Origin of the sequence: Variovorax sp. VaC1, assembly GCF_043658315.1 — a bacterium.
Taxonomy (GTDB): domain Bacteria; phylum Pseudomonadota; class Gammaproteobacteria; order Burkholderiales; family Burkholderiaceae_C; genus Variovorax.
On record NZ_JBIGLT010000005.1, the window covers coordinates 166,224 to 182,144 of the forward strand.

Genomic DNA, 15,921 nt, shown 5'->3' on the forward strand with positions numbered 1-15,921 from the left:
GTTTGCGTTCTTTGCCCCGGAAAACCCGCTTCCAGAAAGAATCTTGCTTAATATCGATGCCCATGGAAAGCATTGACAAGTTCGACCTCTTGATCCTGCAAGAACTGCAGGCCGACGGCCGCCTCACCAACGCCGAGCTTGCGCAGCGCGTGGGCCTCTCGGCCGCGCCCTGCTGGCGCCGGGTGCGCGCGCTCGAAGAAGCCGGCTTCATCAAGGGCTACCGCGCCGAGATCGATCGCCACAAGATAGGGCTCGGCGTGCTCGCTTTCGTGCGCGTGGACACCGAGCGCGTCACCAACGAGGCGACGCGCAAGCTGGAAGACGCGATCCGCAAGATGCCCGAGGTGGTGGCCTGCCACTACATCAGCGGCACCGGCACCTTCGAGCTGCAGGTGGTGGCGCAGGACCTGAACGGCTTTTCGGCCTTCGCGCGGCAGCACCTGATGAACCTGCCGAACGTGAAAGACCTGCACACCAGCTTCTCACTGGGCGAGGTCAAGGCCAGCAGCGCGCTGCCGCTGGGGCACCTGGCGGTCTAGGGCGCTCGCTCAACGCCGCTCGCCGCGGCTCGCCTCGCGAATGGCGCCGAATTCCGATCCCGCGCCCCACTCTGGCCAACGCCGGCTGTTGGCCAGCGTCTCGCCCACGCGGTAGAGCAACGGCAGATCGTGCGCCATGCCGGTGAAGGACCAGTCGGCCTGCCATTCGTCGGCCGGTTGGTGGTAGCGGTCGGCGGTGTAGGCCTTGCTGGCGGCTTCGCCGGCCGCAAGGCCGCCCGCCACCCAGTCGTTGCCCGAGGCGAACGACAGCGCCGGCACGCCGCGCTTGGCGAACGAGAAATGGTCGGAGCGGAAGAAATGGCCGGCCTCGGGGTGCGGGTCGGGCGCGTAGGCCAGGCCGAAGCCCTTGGCCTGCGCGACCAGCAGGTCCTGCAACTGCGAAGCAGCGCTGCCCGAGGTGCTGAAGTTGCGCGCCGGGCCTTCGGGGCTGAGCGCGTCCATGTTGATGACGGCCACGGTCTTGGCCAATGGATACAGCGGCTTGGCGCCGTAGTACTCGGAGCCCAGCAGGCCGCGCTCCTCGGCCGTCACGGCCAGGAAGACGACCGACCGTTCGGGCTTCTTCGGCGCGCTGGCAAAGGCGCGGCCCATCTCGATCAGCGCGGCAAGGCCGGTGCCGTTGTCGACCGCGCCGTTGTAGATCTTGTCGCCCTTCGCATCGGGCGCGCCCACGCCCAGGTGGTCCCAGTGGGCGCTGTAGATCACCGTCTCGCCAGGGTGCTTGCGGCCTTCGACGCGGCCCACCACGTTCTTCGAGACGATCACCTGACGGTCGATCGCGTACTCGGCCGACAGGCTCGCGTCCTTGAGCACCTGGGGCTGGAACTCGCGCGTTTGCGCCAGCTTCTTCTGCGCCTCGAAATCCAGCCCCGCGCGGCGCAGCAGGTCGACCGCCACGTCGCGCTGGATCCAGGCCTCGAGCTTCGGGTGCACCGCCACAGGCTGATCGCGCTCGATGTCGAACATGGTCGCGGTGTTGGAGTTCTTCACCGTGGCCCAGCCATAGGCGGCCGGCGCGGTCTCGTGCACGATCAGCACGCCCAGCGCACCCCGGCGCGCGGCCTCCTCGAACTTGTAGGTCCAGCGGCCGTAGTAGGTCATGGCCTTGCCGCCGAAGTCGCCGCTGACGCCCTCTCCTGCTTCGAAGTCGGGGTCGTTCACCAGCACCACGGCGATCTTGCCCTTCAGGTCGACGCCCTTGTAGTCGTCCCAGCGCCGCTCGGGCGCGCTCACGCCATAGCCCACGAAGACCAGCGGTGCCTGCTGGATCGCCACCGAGGTCGAGCCGTCGAGCGCCGCGCGCACCGCGATCTGCTCGCCCTGCACCAGCGCATCGCGCTGCGAGCCCACCTGAAGCGTGATCTGCGGCGTGCCGCGAAATTCGGTCTTCACCAGCGGCACGGCCTGCGTCCAGCCGCGCTTGCCGCCTTCGAGGTCGCCACCGGGCACGAGGCCCGCGGCCTTGAACTGCGCCACGAGGTAGTCGACTGTCTTGCCCTCGGCCGGCGTGGCCGGGGCACGGCCTTCGAAGTCGTCGCCCGAGACGGTCTTCACGATCTGCGACAGGCGCTGCGGATCGAAGCGCGGCGCCGGCGGATCGGCCGCCTGCGCGCCCGTGGCGCTCCATGCGAGGCCGATGCCACAAAGAAGTGAAGCAAGCCGGAAGATCGTCATGCAAGGCTCCTGAACAGGGAAGCCCCGGATGCTAGCCATCGGGCCCGGGCCGTTCTCCGATGCCCTTCGTTCCGCCCGGAGAACCTTAGTTAGCCCGCGCATCCGCAGGAACCCAAAGGAACCCATAAAGAAAAAAGGCCGGCCCCGCGAGGGAGCCGGCCCGGCGATCCGTCCGTGGGCGGAGGGCGGACGGAAGCTTGCGTCTTCGCTCAGAAGGTCATGTCCTTCTCGACGTCCTGCAGCTTGCGGCGGGCCAGAGCCAGGTTCGACTTGGCCTTGTCCAGCACGAAGTAGATGAACACGCCCTCGTGCCGTGCCATCGGGCGCAGCAGGTGGTATTGCTTGCCGAGGGTGATCAGGATGTCCTCGATGGCGTCGTTCAGGCCGAGGGCGCGCATCGTCTTGAGCTTGGCGCGCATCACTTCGGTGTTGCCGGCGGCAGCCACTTCGAGGTCGACACCGGTCCCGGCGGAGCCCAGCATCATGCCGCTGGAAGAGTCGACCACGGCCGCGCACAGGGCGCCGTCAGCGGTCAGGAGATTTTCGAGGTTGCTCTGGATCGAAGCCATGTTGAAGTTGTCCTGTAGATCATGCGAATGAAAGGATGAAGCGGAGGCGTCGCATGCAACCCGTCCCCGCCGCTGATTCGGTGGGCCGATCAGGGCGCTTCGAGCGCCCGCACGCAGGCGGCGGTCCGGTACATCACCTGCGCGAGCACGGCGCCGGCGTCGGCGATGACGTTCACCACCAGTTCCGTTTCGCCATTGCGTACCGGGCTGACAAGCGCAAAGCCCTTGTCGGTGGCAACGGTGATGCAGGTGCAGCGGCCCAGCCGTGCCTCTTGCGACACGACGGCACCCATGGCGGAAATCGAACTGGCCATCGCGGCGATGCGCGAAGGCTGGAAGTCGCGCAGATTGGCGCTGGCGATCTCGAAGCCGTCGGGCGTGGCGATCACCACGGAAGCAACGCCGGTCGTCTCGTCGAGCATTCGCCGGGCTTCATCCCCAGCGCGCTGCTTGATGGCATGGGGAATCCTCATGGGGCGACCTCCTCGTCGAGCACCTCGATCTGCATCAGCAGCGTTTCGATCAGCGCGATCACGTCGTCCTTGCGGCGCGGGTCCACCGCGAGCATCGGCAGCACAAGCCCGCGCTGCGCCAGGGCGTGCGCGTAGTCGTCGAGCGTGGGCGACGGGTGCGTGGGCAGGCGGCTCACGCCGAGCGTGCACGGCATTTTTTCGAGCGCGCCGGCGAAGCCGTCGAGGTAGACCGCCAGATCGGCCAACGGATCGGGCCGGCTGTTGTCGATCAGGATCGCGAGGCCCAGCGCATCGCGCACCAGGATCTTCCACACGAAATCGAAGCGGGCCTGCCCCGGCGTGCCGTACAGGCGCAACCGGTCGCCGTTGTCCAGGGTGACCTGACCGAAGTCCAGGCCGACCGTGGTGGTGGCCTTGGCGACCGAGGTGTCCGCATTGGCGACCTCGGTGCTGATCGGCGCGGTTTCGCTGATGGCGGCGATGGCCGTGGTCTTGCCCACGCCCATCGGCCCCGTGAAGACGAGCTTGTAGTCCCTCATGTCGCGCCTTCTCAGGCCAGCCCGAGGCGTCGGCGGATGCGCGAGAGCAGTCCCCGCTTCTCGTGGCCCGCAGCGGTGCCGGCAGATGCGCGGGGCTCGCGGGTTTCTTCGGTCCAGGCCAGGGCGCCTTCTTCTTCCAGCAGGCCCAGGAAGGTGCTGCACACCTCGACATCGACACGGCCCAGCGCACCGAGGCTTTCGGCCGACTGTGCGCTCCGGGACAGGGCCGCCGCGAGCCGTACATAGGCCGGATGGCGCTGCAGGGTCACCTGCGATGGCCAGCGCAGCAGCGAGGCGCGTGCGCGAATCGATCTCGCTGCGGCACGTACCGCATCGCCCTGAGGCACTTTCGGCGAGACCCGGTTGAGCAGGTCGACCAGCTCTTCCGCATAGATGGGGCGCGCGAGCGCGCTGCGCGCCGTGGTGACCTCGCCCCGGGCCACCATCGGCACCACGAAGCGGGCCGGCGGTGCCTGCCGCTCGGCGGCCAGCGAGTCGCCGTCGACCAGCAGCAGATCGCAGGGCTGCGATTCGCTGACGGTCCAGAGCGAGCGGAGATTGGAGCTGAGGCGGACGATGATCCTCAGGAGCTCGACCTCAACCTGAGGGAGCCCCATGACGCCCAAAACGAGTGGCATACCTTCTTCCCTGAACACTTATTTTTAACAACCGCTGGCGATTGTTAACGCTATCGACTGACAAATGATGAAATGTGACTTGCGTGTTCAATCGTTACTTGAAATTCGGACGCGCACCGAGAAGAAATCCACAACATCCGCATGCCGCACCGCACGGATGCGGCACAGGAGCCACCGGGATGTGAGAGGCGGCCATGGCCGGGGAGCCTAAAATCCCGCTCCTTTGCCCTTTTTGGGCGGCCTTAGCCACCACTTCCCGGAGATAACCCCATGAACCGCATCTGGCGCGCCCTGTCGCTCGTTCTTCTGGCCACCAGCGCGGCCTTCACGCCAGGTGCCCAGGCCCAGAACCGGGAACTCACCGTGGCTTCGAGCGCCACCTACGCGCCCTTCGCCTTCGAGAACAAGGACAAGCAGATCGTCGGCTTCGACATCGACATCATCAATGCCATCGCCAAGCAGCAGGGCCTGAAGATCAAGATCGTCAACACGCCCTTCACCGGCATCTTCGGCGCGCTGAACAACGGCGACGTCGACCTGGTGATCTCGGGCGTGACCATCAACGACAAGCGCAAGCAAAGCTACGACTTCACGCCGCCCTACTTCGCGGCCCGCCAGTTGATCGCGCTGCCGAAGAACAGCAAGGTCGCCTCGCTGAAGGACCTGGCCGGCAAGAAGATCGCCGTGGTCAGCGCCTCCACCGCCGACGACATCGCCTCGCGCGAGTTCGGCAAGACCAACCCCGACATCCGCCGCTTCGAGAGCACGCCGCTCATCATTTCCGAGCTGGCCGGTGGCGGCGTCGATGCCGCCATGGGCGACAACGGCGTGATCGCCTACCGCGTGGCGCAGAACCCCGAGCTGAAGACCATCGACGACAAGTCCTTCCCCGAAGAGGGCTTCGGCATCGTCGTGAAGAAGGGCGACAAGGCCCTGCTCGACAAGCTCAGCGCCGGCCTGGCCGCCATTCGCGCCGACGGCAGCTACGTGACGATCTACAAGAAGTGGTTCAACAAGGACCCGAACGTGCGCTGAGCCGCACGGCACCTGTGACCCGATCACGGCCGCCCACGAAGCGGCCGTTTGTTTTTTCAGAGTGATGACGCGAAGGCGATGAATATGGAACAACCGATCCTGCTTTTCGGATGGTTTCGATGGGACATCCTGGTCGAATACAAGGACCTGTTCTGGCAAGGCGCATGGATGACGCTGCGCATGACGGTGGTGTGCGTGCTGCTGGGTTCGAGCTGGGGCCTGTGCCTGGCGCTCGCGCGGCTGGCGCAGCCGCGCCATGCGCCCTGGACCTGGGTCGCGCGCGTCTTCCTGCGCTGGCCGGCCACGGTGTACGTGAGCTTCTTTCGCGGCACGCCGCTGTTCGTGCAGATCCTGTTGATCCACTTCGCGGTGATGCCGGTGTTCATTCACCCGACCTCGGGCCTGATCATCGACGGCGAACTCGCGCGCACGCTCAAGCAGGAGCATGGCGCGCTCATCTCGGGCGTGGTGGCGCTCACGCTCAACTCGGCGGCGTACATCTCCGAGGTGTTCCGCGCCGGCATCCAGTCGATCTCGCGCGGGCAGTTCGATGCCGGCCGCTCGCTCGGCTTCTCGCCCGCGCAGGTGATGCGCTACGTGGTGCTGCCGCAGGCCTTCCGCCGCATGCTGCCGCCACTGGGCAACAACGCGATCGCGCTGCTGAAAGACACCTCGCTGGTGTCCGCCATCGGCCTGGCCGAGCTGGCCTATGCGGCACGCACGGTGGCGGGTGCCTATGCGCGCTACTGGGAGCCGTACCTGGCGATCTCGGTCATCTACTGGGTCATGACGCTGGTGCTGACGACGATGCTGCGCCGCCTTGAAATCCGCCTTGCGCGCAGCGACCGCGGCTGACAGGGTGTGAGAGGAAAAAGGGCCGCGCCACAATAGCGCCACATGCCGCCCATATCCCCCGAAGAGACACCGATTCCGCCCGCGCGGCCGCAGCCCTCGAAGCTCGCCGCCCTCGAGCCCCTGAAGCTCCCCGTGTTCCGCATGCTGTGGAGCACCTGGCTCATCGCCAACATCTGCATGTGGATGAACGATGTGGCGGCGGCGTGGATGATGACCTCGCTCACCACCTCGCCGATCTGGGTGGCGCTGGTGCAGTCGGCCTCCACCTTGCCGGTGTTCCTTCTCGGCCTGCCCAGCGGCGCGCTGGCCGACATCCTCGACCGCAGGCGCTGGCTGGTGGCCACGCAGTTCTGGCTGGCCGGCACTGCCATCGTGCTGTGCGCGGCTCTGATGCTCGACCTGATGACCGCGCCGCTGCTGCTGGCGCTCACCTTCGCCAACGGCATCGGGCTGGCGCTGCGCTGGCCGGTGTTCGCGGCCATCGTGCCCGAGCTGGTGCCGCGGCCGCAGTTGCCAGCCGCGCTGGGCCTGAACGGCATCGCGATGAACGCCTCGCGCATCGTCGGCCCGCTCACGGCCGGCGTGCTGATCGCCAGCGCCGGCACGGTGTGGGTGTTTGCGCTCAACGCGGTGCTGTCGGTCGCCTCGGGCTTCGTGGTGCTGCGCTGGCGGCGCGCGCACACGCCCAATCCGCTGGGCCGCGAAAAGCTCATCAGCGCGATGCGCGTGGGCGTGCAGTTCGTGCGGCAGTCGCAGCGCATGCGCGCGGTGCTGGTGCGCGTGTCGATCTTCTTCTTCCACTCCACGGCCCTGCTGGCGCTGCTGCCGCTGCTGGCGCGCGACCTGCAGGGCGGCGGCGCCGGCACCTTCACGCTGCTGCTGGCGGCCATGGGCTCGGGCGCGATCATCGCGGTACTGTTCCTGCCCCGGCTGCGCCAGGCGATGGGGCGCGATCAGCTGGTGCTGCGCGGGGCGCTGCTGCAGTCGGGTGCCACGGCAGTGATGGCCTACGCGCCCAACGCCTGGGTGGCGGTGCCGGCGATGTTCTTCGGCGGCATGGCGTGGATCACGGTGGCCAATTCGCTCTCGGTGTCGGCCCAGCTTGCATTGCCCGACTGGGTGCGGGCGCGCGGCATGTCGATGTACCAGATGGCCATCATGGGCGCGAGCGCGATCGGCGCGGCGCTCTGGGGGCAGGTGGCCACGGTGACGTCGCTGCAACTGAGCCTGGTCATCGGCGCCATCAGCGGCACGCTGCTGATGCTCGCAGCCCTGCGCTGGGTGACCGATGTGAGCGGCGAAGACGACACCAGCCCAGCCGAAGCCGGTTGGGCCGCCGGTCCGCCGGCCGAGGCACCGCAGGAAGAAGGCCGGGTGGTGATTACGGTCGAGTACCTCATCGAGCCGGCCCGTGCCGCCGCCTTCCACCTCGTCATGCAGCAGACGCGCCGCGCGCGCCTGAGCCAGGGCGCCATCGGCTGGGAACTGCTGCACGACATCTCGCAGCCGGCGCGCTACGTGGAGCAGATCGTCGATGAATCGTGGACCGACCACCTGCGCCGCTTCAACCGCGCCACCGCCTCCGACATGGCGCTGCGCGAGCGGCGGCTGGCCTTCCACCTGGGCGAGTCGTCGCCGGTGATCACGCGCTACGTGGTGCGGCGCTGAGCCCTGCGGCGTCTCGCCGCCGCAACGGTGGCGGGCGCCGTAATTGTTTGTTGATTGTTAATGGTGCCAAATGACCCGGCATCTCCGGCCTGCGGGCCGGCACAAGAAACAACGAGGAGCACGCATGCACATCGAGCGACCGCATCGATTTCCGCGCCACATCCCGATTCCCCTTGTGTCATCTCTCGCGGCCGTGCTTGCCGCGCTGGCCGGCGGCGGCGCGCATGCGGCCTGCAACCCCACCTCCACGCCCGGCACCGGCGACACGGTGGTCTGCGACGGCACCACCACCGGCTCGCCCAGCGTGATCGCGGTGCCGGGCAGCACGGGCGTCAGCATCACGGTGAACAACGGCGCCACGCTGAGCACCAATGCCACCCAGGCCTTGCTCGTGCAAGACAGCAGCAGCATCACCAACAACGGGACGATCACGATGTCGGGCGGCTCGGGCGGTGGGCGCGGCGCGATGGTTTCCACGGGCAACGACAACACACAGACCAACAACGGCACCATCAGCACCACGAGCGTGGGCACCGTGGGCATGCTGGTGACATCGAACAGCAGCACCCGCACGCTGCTGACGAATACCGGCAGCATCACCACCACAGGTGGCCGCTCGCACGGCATTTCCACGCTGGGGCCGGGCAACACCGTGATGAACAGCGGCACCATCGACGTCAGCGGTACCGCGAGCAAGGGCGTCTACCTGCAGGGCGGCAACGGTGTCGCCAACCTGCTGATCAACACCGGCGCCATCCGCGCCACGGGCGCCAACACCTCGGCCACGGGCGGCTTCGCGAGCGCGGTGCACGTGAACACGCTCAGCGCGAGCTTCTTCTCGCAGGTCGAGAACCGGGCCGGCGGCCTGCTCTCCAGCGCCAACGACTACGGCTATCGCGGGCAGAACGGCAACGACACGCTGATCAATGCCGGCACCATCGAAGGCCACGGCGGCACCGCGAACGACGGCGCGATCCTGATGGGCGGCGGCGGCACCGGCACGCTGATCCTGCAGACCGGCTCGGTCATCAAGGGCGCGGCCGATGGCGGCAACGCGAGCAGCGACACTTTTCTCGAAGGCAACGGCACCGTCGACAACGCCTTCCGCAATTTCCAGAACCTCACGATGCGCGGCACCGCGTGGTCGTGGCAGACCGACGCGAGCTTCTCGAACTCGATCAGCATCCAGTCGGGCCGCTTCGACCTGCCCGCGACGCTGACCAGCCCCAGCATCGCCGTGCTCCCCGGCGCCACGGTCGCCGGCACCGGCACCTTCGCGGGCAACGTGACGAACCAGGGCACCTTGCTGCCCGGCCCCAACGACGGCGTCAACTTCGGCGCCTTCACGGTGCGCGGCAACTACTTCGGCGGCAGCGGTGCGCTGGTGCAGGTCAACACCGTGCTGGCCGGCGACAACGCGCCGTCGGACAAGCTGGTGATCGACGGCGGCGCGGCCTCGGGCGGCACCGGCCTGCGCGTCGTCAACCGCGGCGGGCTGGGCGCACCCACGCTGGCCGACGGCATCCTGGTGGTGCAGACGGTCAACGGCGGCACCACCGCCGCCAACGCTTTTTCGCTGACACAGGCGGTCGAGGCCGGCGCCTACAACTACCACCTGTTCCGCGGCGGCGCGGCGGGCAACAACCCGGACAACTGGTACCTGCGCAACAGCGGCTACGTGGTCGACGGCAACGTGGTGGGCACGGTCACCGAGGTCATCGACGAACTGGAGACCCATCCGCCGACACCCGGCACGCCGCCGCCGTCGTTCGAGCCGGTCAAGCTCTACCGGCCCGAAGTGGCGCTGTACAGCAGCATTCCGCTGGTGGTGCGCCGCCTCGGGCTTGCGCAGCTCGGCAGCTTCCATGACCGGCAGGGCGACCAGCAACTGCTTGCCAACGACGAAGGCTCGCAGGCCTCGTGGGGCCGCGTGTTCGGCGAAAGCACGCGGCAGCGCCTGCGCGGCGATGCCGACCCGCAGTTCGACGGCCGCATCTCCGGCCTGCAGCTCGGGCACGACTTCCTGATTGCCACCGACGGCTCGGGCGGACGCAACCGCGCCGGCGTGCTCGGCGGCTACACCCGCGCCAGCGGCGACACCAGCGGCGTGGTGGACGGCAACACCAACGGCGCCTCCGGCCACCTGAGCGTCGAGGGCTACAGCCTGGGCGCGTACTGGACCCGCGTGGCCAGCAACGGCTGGTACAGCGACGCCGTGCTCATGGCCACCCGCTTCAGGGCCGACGCGCTCTCCACGCTCGGACGCGGCGGCCGTCCGCACGGCACCTCGGTCACGGCCTCGCTCGAAGCGGGCTATCCGCTGGCGCTGAGCGACAACGTCACCTTGCAACCGCAGGCGCAGCTGATCTGGCAGCGCAGCTCGATCGACGGCTTCGACGACGGCATTTCGGCCGTGCGCTTCCGGCGCGACAACGCCGTCACCGCCCGCGTGGGCGCGCGGCTCGAAGGCAGCTTCAGCGCCGGCGGCGGCACCTGGAAGCCTTACCTCAAGGCCAACCTCTGGCACATCTTCAGCGGCGACAACGTGATCTTCTTCGGGCCCACCGACCAGGTCGCCAACGGCCGTGGCGCCAGCGCGCTCGAAGTCGGCGCCGGCGTGGTCGGGCAGGTGAACAAGACGCTCGCGGTGTATGGCGGCCTGGCCTACACCAGCGCCATCGGCCGCACCCAACAGACCGGGGTGCAGGGGCAGTTGGGCATGCGGGTGCGCTGGTGATGCACCGCCGTCGCCCTCACTGTCATTGAACCGGTCGATCTGATTTGAGGGGTTGTTACTTCGTCTTTACGAGGCAACCCGGGTAATTGCTAGGTCATCTTTTTTGACCACATGGATAATTTAGACTATCCAACCCGCCGTCAAGAGGTTTGCCACGATGAATCCGGTCCCCCTGCGCAGCCGTTTCTGGTCCGACCTGACCAGCGAAGAGTTCTCCCGTCTCGACCGCGAACGGCTCATCGCCGTGTTGCCGGTGGGCGCCACCGAGCAGCACGGTCCCCATCTGCCGATGTCGACCGACACCGCCACCATCGACGGCATGGTGCGCGCCACGCTCCCGTACCTGCCCGACGACCTGCCGGTGCTCTTCCTGCCCACCGTGCCCTACGGCAAGAGCAACGAGCATTCGCGCTACCCCGGCACGCTCACCGTGTCGGCCAACACGCTGATCTCGCTGTGGAAAGACATCGGCGCCTGCGTCGCCAAGGCCGGCGTGCGCAAGCTGGTGCTCTACAACAGCCACGGCGGCCAGATGAGCGTGATGGACATCGTGGCGCGCGACCTGCGCGAAGAGCACGACATGATGGTCGTGGCCGCCAACTGGTACACGCTGGGCCTGCCCGAGGGCCTGTTCACCGCGCACGAAGGCAAGCATGGCATCCACGCCGGCGACCTCGAAAGCTCGGTGATGCTGCACCTAACGCCCGACTACGTGCGCCGCGACCAGTTCCAGAACTTCAGCTCCATGACGGAGCAACTGGCCGCCGAGAACAAGTTCCTCTCGATCACCCCCAGCGGCAAGCTCGGCTGGCAGATGCACGACATCAACCCCGCGGGCGCCGCCGGCGACGCCACGCGCGCCACCGCCGAGAAGGGCGCCGCGGTGCTCGACCACGTGGGCCGCCGCTTCGTCGAGCTGCTGCAGGAGGTCGACCGCTTCCCGCTCGAACGGCTCGCCAACGTCCCCGCCTGGCGCTAGGCTCGCACGCCATGGACAGCACCCAGACCCCCCCCCTGGTCAGCCTGCGCAACGTCAGCAAGCGCTTTGCCAACGGCACGCTCGCCCTGCAGGGCATGACGCTCGACATCGGCGAGCACGACTTCATCAGCTTCCTCGGCCCCTCGGGCTGCGGCAAGAGCACCGCGCTGCGGTTGGTCGCCGGGCTCACCCGGCTCAGCTCAGGCGAGATGAAATGGTCGGGCGCCAACACCGGCAAGACACAAAGCGACCGCGACCTGGGCTTCGTGTTCCAGGAACCGACGCTCATGCCCTGGACCAAGGTGTTCGACAACGTCTGGCTGCCGCTCAAGCTCGCGGGCATGAGCCGCGACGAGGCCGCGCCGGTGGTGCAGCAGGTGCTGGAGCTGGTCGGCCTCTCGCGCTTTGCCGACGTCTATCCGCGCGAGCTGTCGGGCGGCATGAAGATGCGCGTGTCGATCGCGCGCGCGCTGGTCACGCACCCGCGCCTGCTGCTCATGGACGAGCCCTTCGCCGCGCTCGACGAAATGACGCGCATCAAGCTCAACAACGACCTGCTGGCCATCTGGCGCGAGCATCGTTTTTCGATCGTGTTCGTCACGCACAGCGTGTACGAGTCGGTGTACCTGTCGAACCGCATCGTCGTGATGGCGGCGCGCCCCGGCCGCGTGATCGATGAGATCCGCATCGACGAGCCGTACCCGCGCGGCGAAGAGTTCCGCACCTCGAGCCGCTACAACGCGCATTGCACGGCTGTCTCGCAATCCTTGCACGGAGCCCTGCATGGCCTCGACATCGACCATTGAACCCGTGATGCCCATGGACCACACGACCGACGAAGCCACCCCGTCCGCCGACATGCTGCGCGCGCACGAAGACCGGCTGCGCCGCCGCGAGTCGATGCTGCGCATCGTCGTGCCGGCGGGCATCGTCCTGGCGCTGCTGCTGATCTGGGAATGGACGGTGCGCGCCAACAACATCCCGCACTACATCCTGCCCGCGCCCTCGCTCATTCTTCGCACGCTGTTCGACAACTGGGATTCGCTGTCGAGCGCGCTGTGGTTCACCGTCAAGCTCACGCTGCTCGCGCTCACCGCGGCCATCGTCGGCGGCGTGCTGCTGGCGATCGCGTTCGCGCTGTTCAAGTGGGTCGAGATCGGGCTGTTCCCCATTGCCGTGATCCTGCAGGTGACGCCCATCATCGCGATCGCGCCGCTGATCCTGATCTACGTGTCGAGCACAACAGCCGCGCTGCTGCTGTGCGCGTGGATCGTGGCCTTCTTCCCCATCCTGTCGAACACCGTCATCGGATTGAAGAGCGCCGACAGCAACCTGCGCGACCTGTTCCAGCTCTACAAGGCCTCGCCCTGGCAGACCTTCCGCTACCTGCTCGCACCCAGCGCGCTGCCGTACTTCATGGCGGGCCTGAAGATCGCGGGTGGCCTGAGCCTGATCGGCGCGGTGGTGGCCGAGTTCACCGCCGGTACGGCCGGCAAGGAAACGGGATTGGCCTCGCGCATTCTCGAATCGAGCTTCCGCACCGAGATCCCGATGATGTTCGCCGCGCTGCTGCTGGTGTCGTTGCTGGGCATCGTGATCTTCATCGTGTTCGCCGCCCTGTCGCGCCTGGTGCTGGGCCACTGGCACGAAAGCGAAATGCGCCGCGAGCGTTGATTGAGCCCGTTGCGATGGACGCCATCACCATGACCGAACAACCGGCCACGCACGCCGCCGTCGACTGGGACGCGGTGCGCCGCGAACTGCACGGCCTGAACCTGATCACCGCGCCCAACCAGCGCAAACAGCTGTCGAAAGACTTCTACTGGTACAGCCCCATCCTCACCGCGCAGCTCGCGGGCTGCGTGGCCGACCTCGTCGTCAAGGTCAGCACCGAGGACGACGTGCGCCAGGCAGCGGCCGTGGCCGCGAAGTGGAAGCTGCCGCTGACCGTGCGCGCCGGTGGCACCGGCAACTACGGCCAGTGCGTGCCGCTCGAAGGCGGCATCGTGCTCGACGTGACGCAGATGTGCCGCGTGCTCGACATCGGCGAAGGCCGCATGCGCGTCGACGCCGGTGCGCGAATGCACGACATCGACCTCGCCGCGCGTGAGACCGGACAGGCGCTGCGCATGTGGCCCTCGACCTGGCACGTGGCCAGCATCGGTGGTTTCATCGCGGGCGGCTTCGGCGGCATCGGCTCGTTTCGCCACGGCATCCTGCGCGACCCCGGCAACCTGCTGCGCGCGCGCGTGATGACGGTGGAGCGCGAGCCGCGCGTCATCGAGCTGCAGGGCGACGAGATCCAGCAGGTGCACCATGCCTACGGCACCAACGGCGTGATCCTCGACGTCGAAGTGGCACTGAGCCCGGCCGTCGAATGGGTGCACTGCACGGTGTTGTTCGACACCTACCGCGGCGCGCTCGACTTCGGCATTGCGGCACAGGCGCCCACGCTCGACATCTTTTTGCTGTCGACAGTCGAGGCGCGCTTCTCGCCCTACTACACGGCCATGCGCGACCGCTTTCCGCCGGACCGGCATGCGGTGTTCACCATGGTCTCGCCCGATTCGATGGCCGACTTCCGTGCGCTTGCACAAGCCCACGGCGGCACGATCTCCGTGGCCGGCACCGAGGCCGAATTGCTCGCCGATGGCCTGCCACCCGCTTATGAATGCGCGTTCAACCACACGACGCTGCAGGCGCTGAAGGCCGACCGTGGCTGGACCTACCTGCAGGTGGCCTACGCCCAGCCTTTCGATCCGTCGGTGGTCGAGCGCCATCTCGAAATCTTCGGCGACGACGTGCTGCAGCACCAGGACTTCGCACGCGCCGGCGGCGAGTGCGGCACCTTCGGCATCCTGCTGGTGCGCTGGAAGGGCGAGGCCCACCAGTACGAGCTGATCCGCGAGATCGAGTCGCAGGGCGGCTGCAAGATCTTCAACCCGCACGTCGTGACCATCGAGGACGGCGGCATGAAGACCATCGACACGCAGCAGATCGATTTCAAGAAGCGCAGCGACCCGATGGGTCTGATGAACCCCGGCAAGACGCGGGGCTGGGAATCCCACATGGCCCGCGACCGCTGAACCGTTTAGCCTTCACGTCCTTCGAAGAATCCAACCAGGAGCCCGTCCCCATGCGCATCCCCGCCTTCCAGACCCGCCCGCTCTACAGCGGCCTTGCCCTCGGCCTGGCCCTCATGGGCGCCGCCTTCGCCACGCAGGCGCAGGAAAAAGTGGTGTTCGCCACCAACTGGAAAGCGCAGGCCGGCCACGGCGGCTTCTACCAGGCGCTGGTGGATGGCACCTACAAGAAGTACGGCCTCGACGTGGAGATCATGCAAGGCGGCCCGATGGTCAACAACCGGCCGATGCTGCCGGCCGGCAAGGTCGACTTTTTGATGACCGGCAACCTGCTGCAGTCCTTCGACAACGTGAAGAACGGCGTGCCCACGGTGGTGGTCGCGGCCATCTTCCAGAAAGATCCGCAGGCGATCTTTGCGCACCCCGGCCAGGGCTACGACACCTTCAAGGACCTGACCAAGGCGCCCGTGGCCTTCATCGGCAAGGACGGCCAGTTCAGCTTCTGGCAGTGGATGAAGTCCGAGCACGGCTTCAAGGATTCGCAGCTCAAGCCCTACACCTTCAACGTCGGTCCGTTCCTGGCCGACAAGAAGTCGATCCAGCAGGGTTACGCCATCTCGGAGCCGCTGTCCATCAAGGCGCAGGCCGGCTTCGACCCGGTGGTGCACCTGCTGGCCGACCATGGCTTCTCGACCTACGCGACCACCATCGAGACGCGCGCCGACCTCATCAAGACCAAGCCCGAGACGGTGCGCAAGTTCGTCGAGGCTTCGATCATCGGCTGGAACAACTACCTCTACGGCGACAACAAGGCCGCCAACGAGCTCATCACCAAGACCAACCCCGACTCGACCGCCGTTGCGCTGCAGGGCTCGATCGACCTGATGAAGAAGATGGGCATCGTCGACAGCGGCGACTCGCTCACCAGGGGCATCGGCGCCATGGACGAAGCCCGCGTGAAAGATTTCTACGACAAGATGGTCAAGGCCGGCCTGTACAAGCCGGGCGAGATCGACCTCTCGAAGGTCGTGACCACGCAGTTCGTGAACAAGGGCGTCGGTGTCGACGTCCGCAAGAAGCTCACCGGCAAGTAAGAAGCGCCGGCCAGCCA

At 67.2% G+C, this 15,921-nt stretch carries 15 protein-coding genes; 10 read left to right on the forward strand and 5 right to left on the reverse strand.

The annotated features are described in order from the left end of the window. The first annotated feature begins 62 nt into the window (after window positions 1-62). Window positions 63-539 (forward strand): Lrp/AsnC family transcriptional regulator, encoded by a 477-nt coding sequence (locus tag ACGLHS_RS20740; protein ID WP_394482790.1) that lies wholly within the window; start codon window positions 63-65, stop codon window positions 537-539. Between the two features lie 9 nt (window positions 540-548). On the opposite strand, the gene ACGLHS_RS20745 is transcribed toward ACGLHS_RS20740, so the two are convergent. The 5 genes from ACGLHS_RS20745 to ACGLHS_RS20765 all read right to left on the reverse strand — a co-directional run bounded on the left by ACGLHS_RS20745 (window position 549) and on the right by ACGLHS_RS20765 (window position 4,453). Then, on the reverse strand, window positions 549-2,234 hold the full coding sequence (locus ACGLHS_RS20745; protein WP_394482792.1) for a M28 family metallopeptidase: 1,686 nt from the start codon (window positions 2,232-2,234) through the stop codon (window positions 549-551). A 209-nt stretch (window positions 2,235-2,443) separates the two neighbouring features. Beyond that, a complete protein-coding gene (locus ACGLHS_RS20750; RefSeq protein ID WP_394482794.1) occupies window positions 2,444-2,803 on the reverse strand; it encodes a hypothetical protein in 360 nt (119 codons plus the stop codon). An 89-nt stretch (window positions 2,804-2,892) separates the two neighbouring features. After that, on the reverse strand, window positions 2,893-3,276 hold the full coding sequence (locus ACGLHS_RS20755) for a roadblock/LC7 domain-containing protein (RefSeq protein WP_394482797.1): 384 nt from the start codon (window positions 3,274-3,276) through the stop codon (window positions 2,893-2,895). Then, a complete protein-coding gene (locus tag ACGLHS_RS20760) occupies window positions 3,273-3,815 on the reverse strand; it encodes an ATP/GTP-binding protein (protein ID WP_394482799.1) in 543 nt (180 codons plus the stop codon). Before ACGLHS_RS20760 ends, ACGLHS_RS20755 begins: the two co-directional genes overlap by 4 nt. A gap of 11 nt (window positions 3,816-3,826) precedes the next feature. Then, window positions 3,827-4,453 (reverse strand): hypothetical protein, encoded by a 627-nt coding sequence (locus tag ACGLHS_RS20765; protein WP_394482801.1) that lies wholly within the window; start codon window positions 4,451-4,453, stop codon window positions 3,827-3,829. A gap of 270 nt (window positions 4,454-4,723) precedes the next feature. On the opposite strand from ACGLHS_RS20765, the gene ACGLHS_RS20770 reads away from it, so the two are divergent. The 9 genes from ACGLHS_RS20770 (at window position 4,724) to ACGLHS_RS20810 (ending at window position 15,904) form a co-directional block, all read left to right on the forward strand. Further along, on the forward strand, window positions 4,724-5,488 hold the full coding sequence (locus ACGLHS_RS20770; RefSeq protein ID WP_093242706.1) for a basic amino acid ABC transporter substrate-binding protein: 765 nt from the start codon (window positions 4,724-4,726) through the stop codon (window positions 5,486-5,488). 84 nt (window positions 5,489-5,572) lie between these two features. Next, window positions 5,573-6,343 (forward strand): amino acid ABC transporter permease, encoded by a 771-nt coding sequence (locus ACGLHS_RS20775; protein WP_093242704.1) that lies wholly within the window; start codon window positions 5,573-5,575, stop codon window positions 6,341-6,343. Between the two features lie 42 nt (window positions 6,344-6,385). Further along, window positions 6,386-8,011, forward strand: a complete 1,626-nt coding sequence (locus ACGLHS_RS20780; RefSeq protein WP_394482804.1) for an MFS transporter — start codon at window positions 6,386-6,388, stop codon at window positions 8,009-8,011. Between the two features lie 124 nt (window positions 8,012-8,135). Then, the gene (locus ACGLHS_RS20785; protein ID WP_394482806.1) at window positions 8,136-10,748 is read left to right on the forward strand and encodes an autotransporter outer membrane beta-barrel domain-containing protein; all 2,613 of its coding nucleotides are present in this window, start codon (window positions 8,136-8,138) and stop codon (window positions 10,746-10,748) included. Between the two features lie 157 nt (window positions 10,749-10,905). Then, a complete protein-coding gene (locus ACGLHS_RS20790; RefSeq protein WP_394482809.1) occupies window positions 10,906-11,727 on the forward strand; it encodes a creatininase family protein in 822 nt (273 codons plus the stop codon). Window positions 11,728-11,738: 11 nt separating this feature from the next. After that, window positions 11,739-12,533 carry an ABC transporter ATP-binding protein gene (locus ACGLHS_RS20795; RefSeq protein ID WP_093242696.1) on the forward strand — a complete coding sequence of 265 codons (795 nt, stop codon included), beginning with the start codon at window positions 11,739-11,741 and terminating at the stop codon, window positions 12,531-12,533. After that, window positions 12,511-13,401 (forward strand): ABC transporter permease, encoded by an 891-nt coding sequence (locus ACGLHS_RS20800; RefSeq protein ID WP_394482812.1) that lies wholly within the window; start codon window positions 12,511-12,513, stop codon window positions 13,399-13,401. The genes ACGLHS_RS20795 and ACGLHS_RS20800 overlap by 23 nt, the downstream gene beginning before the upstream one ends. A gap of 14 nt (window positions 13,402-13,415) precedes the next feature. Then, window positions 13,416-14,813, forward strand: a complete 1,398-nt coding sequence (locus tag ACGLHS_RS20805) for an FAD-binding oxidoreductase (RefSeq protein ID WP_394482814.1) — start codon at window positions 13,416-13,418, stop codon at window positions 14,811-14,813. Between the two features lie 50 nt (window positions 14,814-14,863). Continuing rightward, window positions 14,864-15,904 carry an ABC transporter substrate-binding protein gene (locus tag ACGLHS_RS20810; RefSeq protein ID WP_394482816.1) on the forward strand — a complete coding sequence of 347 codons (1,041 nt, stop codon included), beginning with the start codon at window positions 14,864-14,866 and terminating at the stop codon, window positions 15,902-15,904. Window positions 15,905-15,921: the final 17 nt, after the last annotated feature.

Bases quoted from the DNA above. Each gene is read 5' to 3' on its own strand.
- ACGLHS_RS20810 (WP_394482816.1), top strand. From the start codon at position 14,864: ATGCGCATCCCCGCCTTCCAGACCCGCCCGCTCTACAGCGGCCTTGCC.
- ACGLHS_RS20775 (WP_093242704.1), top strand. From the start codon at position 5,573: ATGGAACAACCGATCCTGCTTTTCGGATGGTTTCGATGGGACATCCTG.
- ACGLHS_RS20745 (WP_394482792.1), bottom strand. From the start codon at position 2,234: ATGACGATCTTCCGGCTTGCTTCACTTCTTTGTGGCATCGGCCTCGCA.
- ACGLHS_RS20770 (WP_093242706.1), top strand. From the start codon at position 4,724: ATGAACCGCATCTGGCGCGCCCTGTCGCTCGTTCTTCTGGCCACCAGC.
- ACGLHS_RS20755 (WP_394482797.1), bottom strand. From the start codon at position 3,276: ATGAGGATTCCCCATGCCATCAAGCAGCGCGCTGGGGATGAAGCCCGG.
- ACGLHS_RS20780 (WP_394482804.1), top strand. From the start codon at position 6,386: ATGCCGCCCATATCCCCCGAAGAGACACCGATTCCGCCCGCGCGGCCG.
- ACGLHS_RS20760 (WP_394482799.1), bottom strand. From the start codon at position 3,815: ATGAGGGACTACAAGCTCGTCTTCACGGGGCCGATGGGCGTGGGCAAG.
- ACGLHS_RS20750 (WP_394482794.1), bottom strand. From the start codon at position 2,803: ATGGCTTCGATCCAGAGCAACCTCGAAAATCTCCTGACCGCTGACGGC.
- ACGLHS_RS20790 (WP_394482809.1), top strand. From the start codon at position 10,906: ATGAATCCGGTCCCCCTGCGCAGCCGTTTCTGGTCCGACCTGACCAGC.
- ACGLHS_RS20785 (WP_394482806.1), top strand. From the start codon at position 8,136: ATGCACATCGAGCGACCGCATCGATTTCCGCGCCACATCCCGATTCCC.
- ACGLHS_RS20765 (WP_394482801.1), bottom strand. From the start codon at position 4,453: ATGCCACTCGTTTTGGGCGTCATGGGGCTCCCTCAGGTTGAGGTCGAG.
- ACGLHS_RS20740 (WP_394482790.1), top strand. From the start codon at position 63: ATGGAAAGCATTGACAAGTTCGACCTCTTGATCCTGCAAGAACTGCAG.
- ACGLHS_RS20805 (WP_394482814.1), top strand. From the start codon at position 13,416: ATGGACGCCATCACCATGACCGAACAACCGGCCACGCACGCCGCCGTC.
- ACGLHS_RS20800 (WP_394482812.1), top strand. From the start codon at position 12,511: ATGGCCTCGACATCGACCATTGAACCCGTGATGCCCATGGACCACACG.
- ACGLHS_RS20795 (WP_093242696.1), top strand. From the start codon at position 11,739: ATGGACAGCACCCAGACCCCCCCCCTGGTCAGCCTGCGCAACGTCAGC.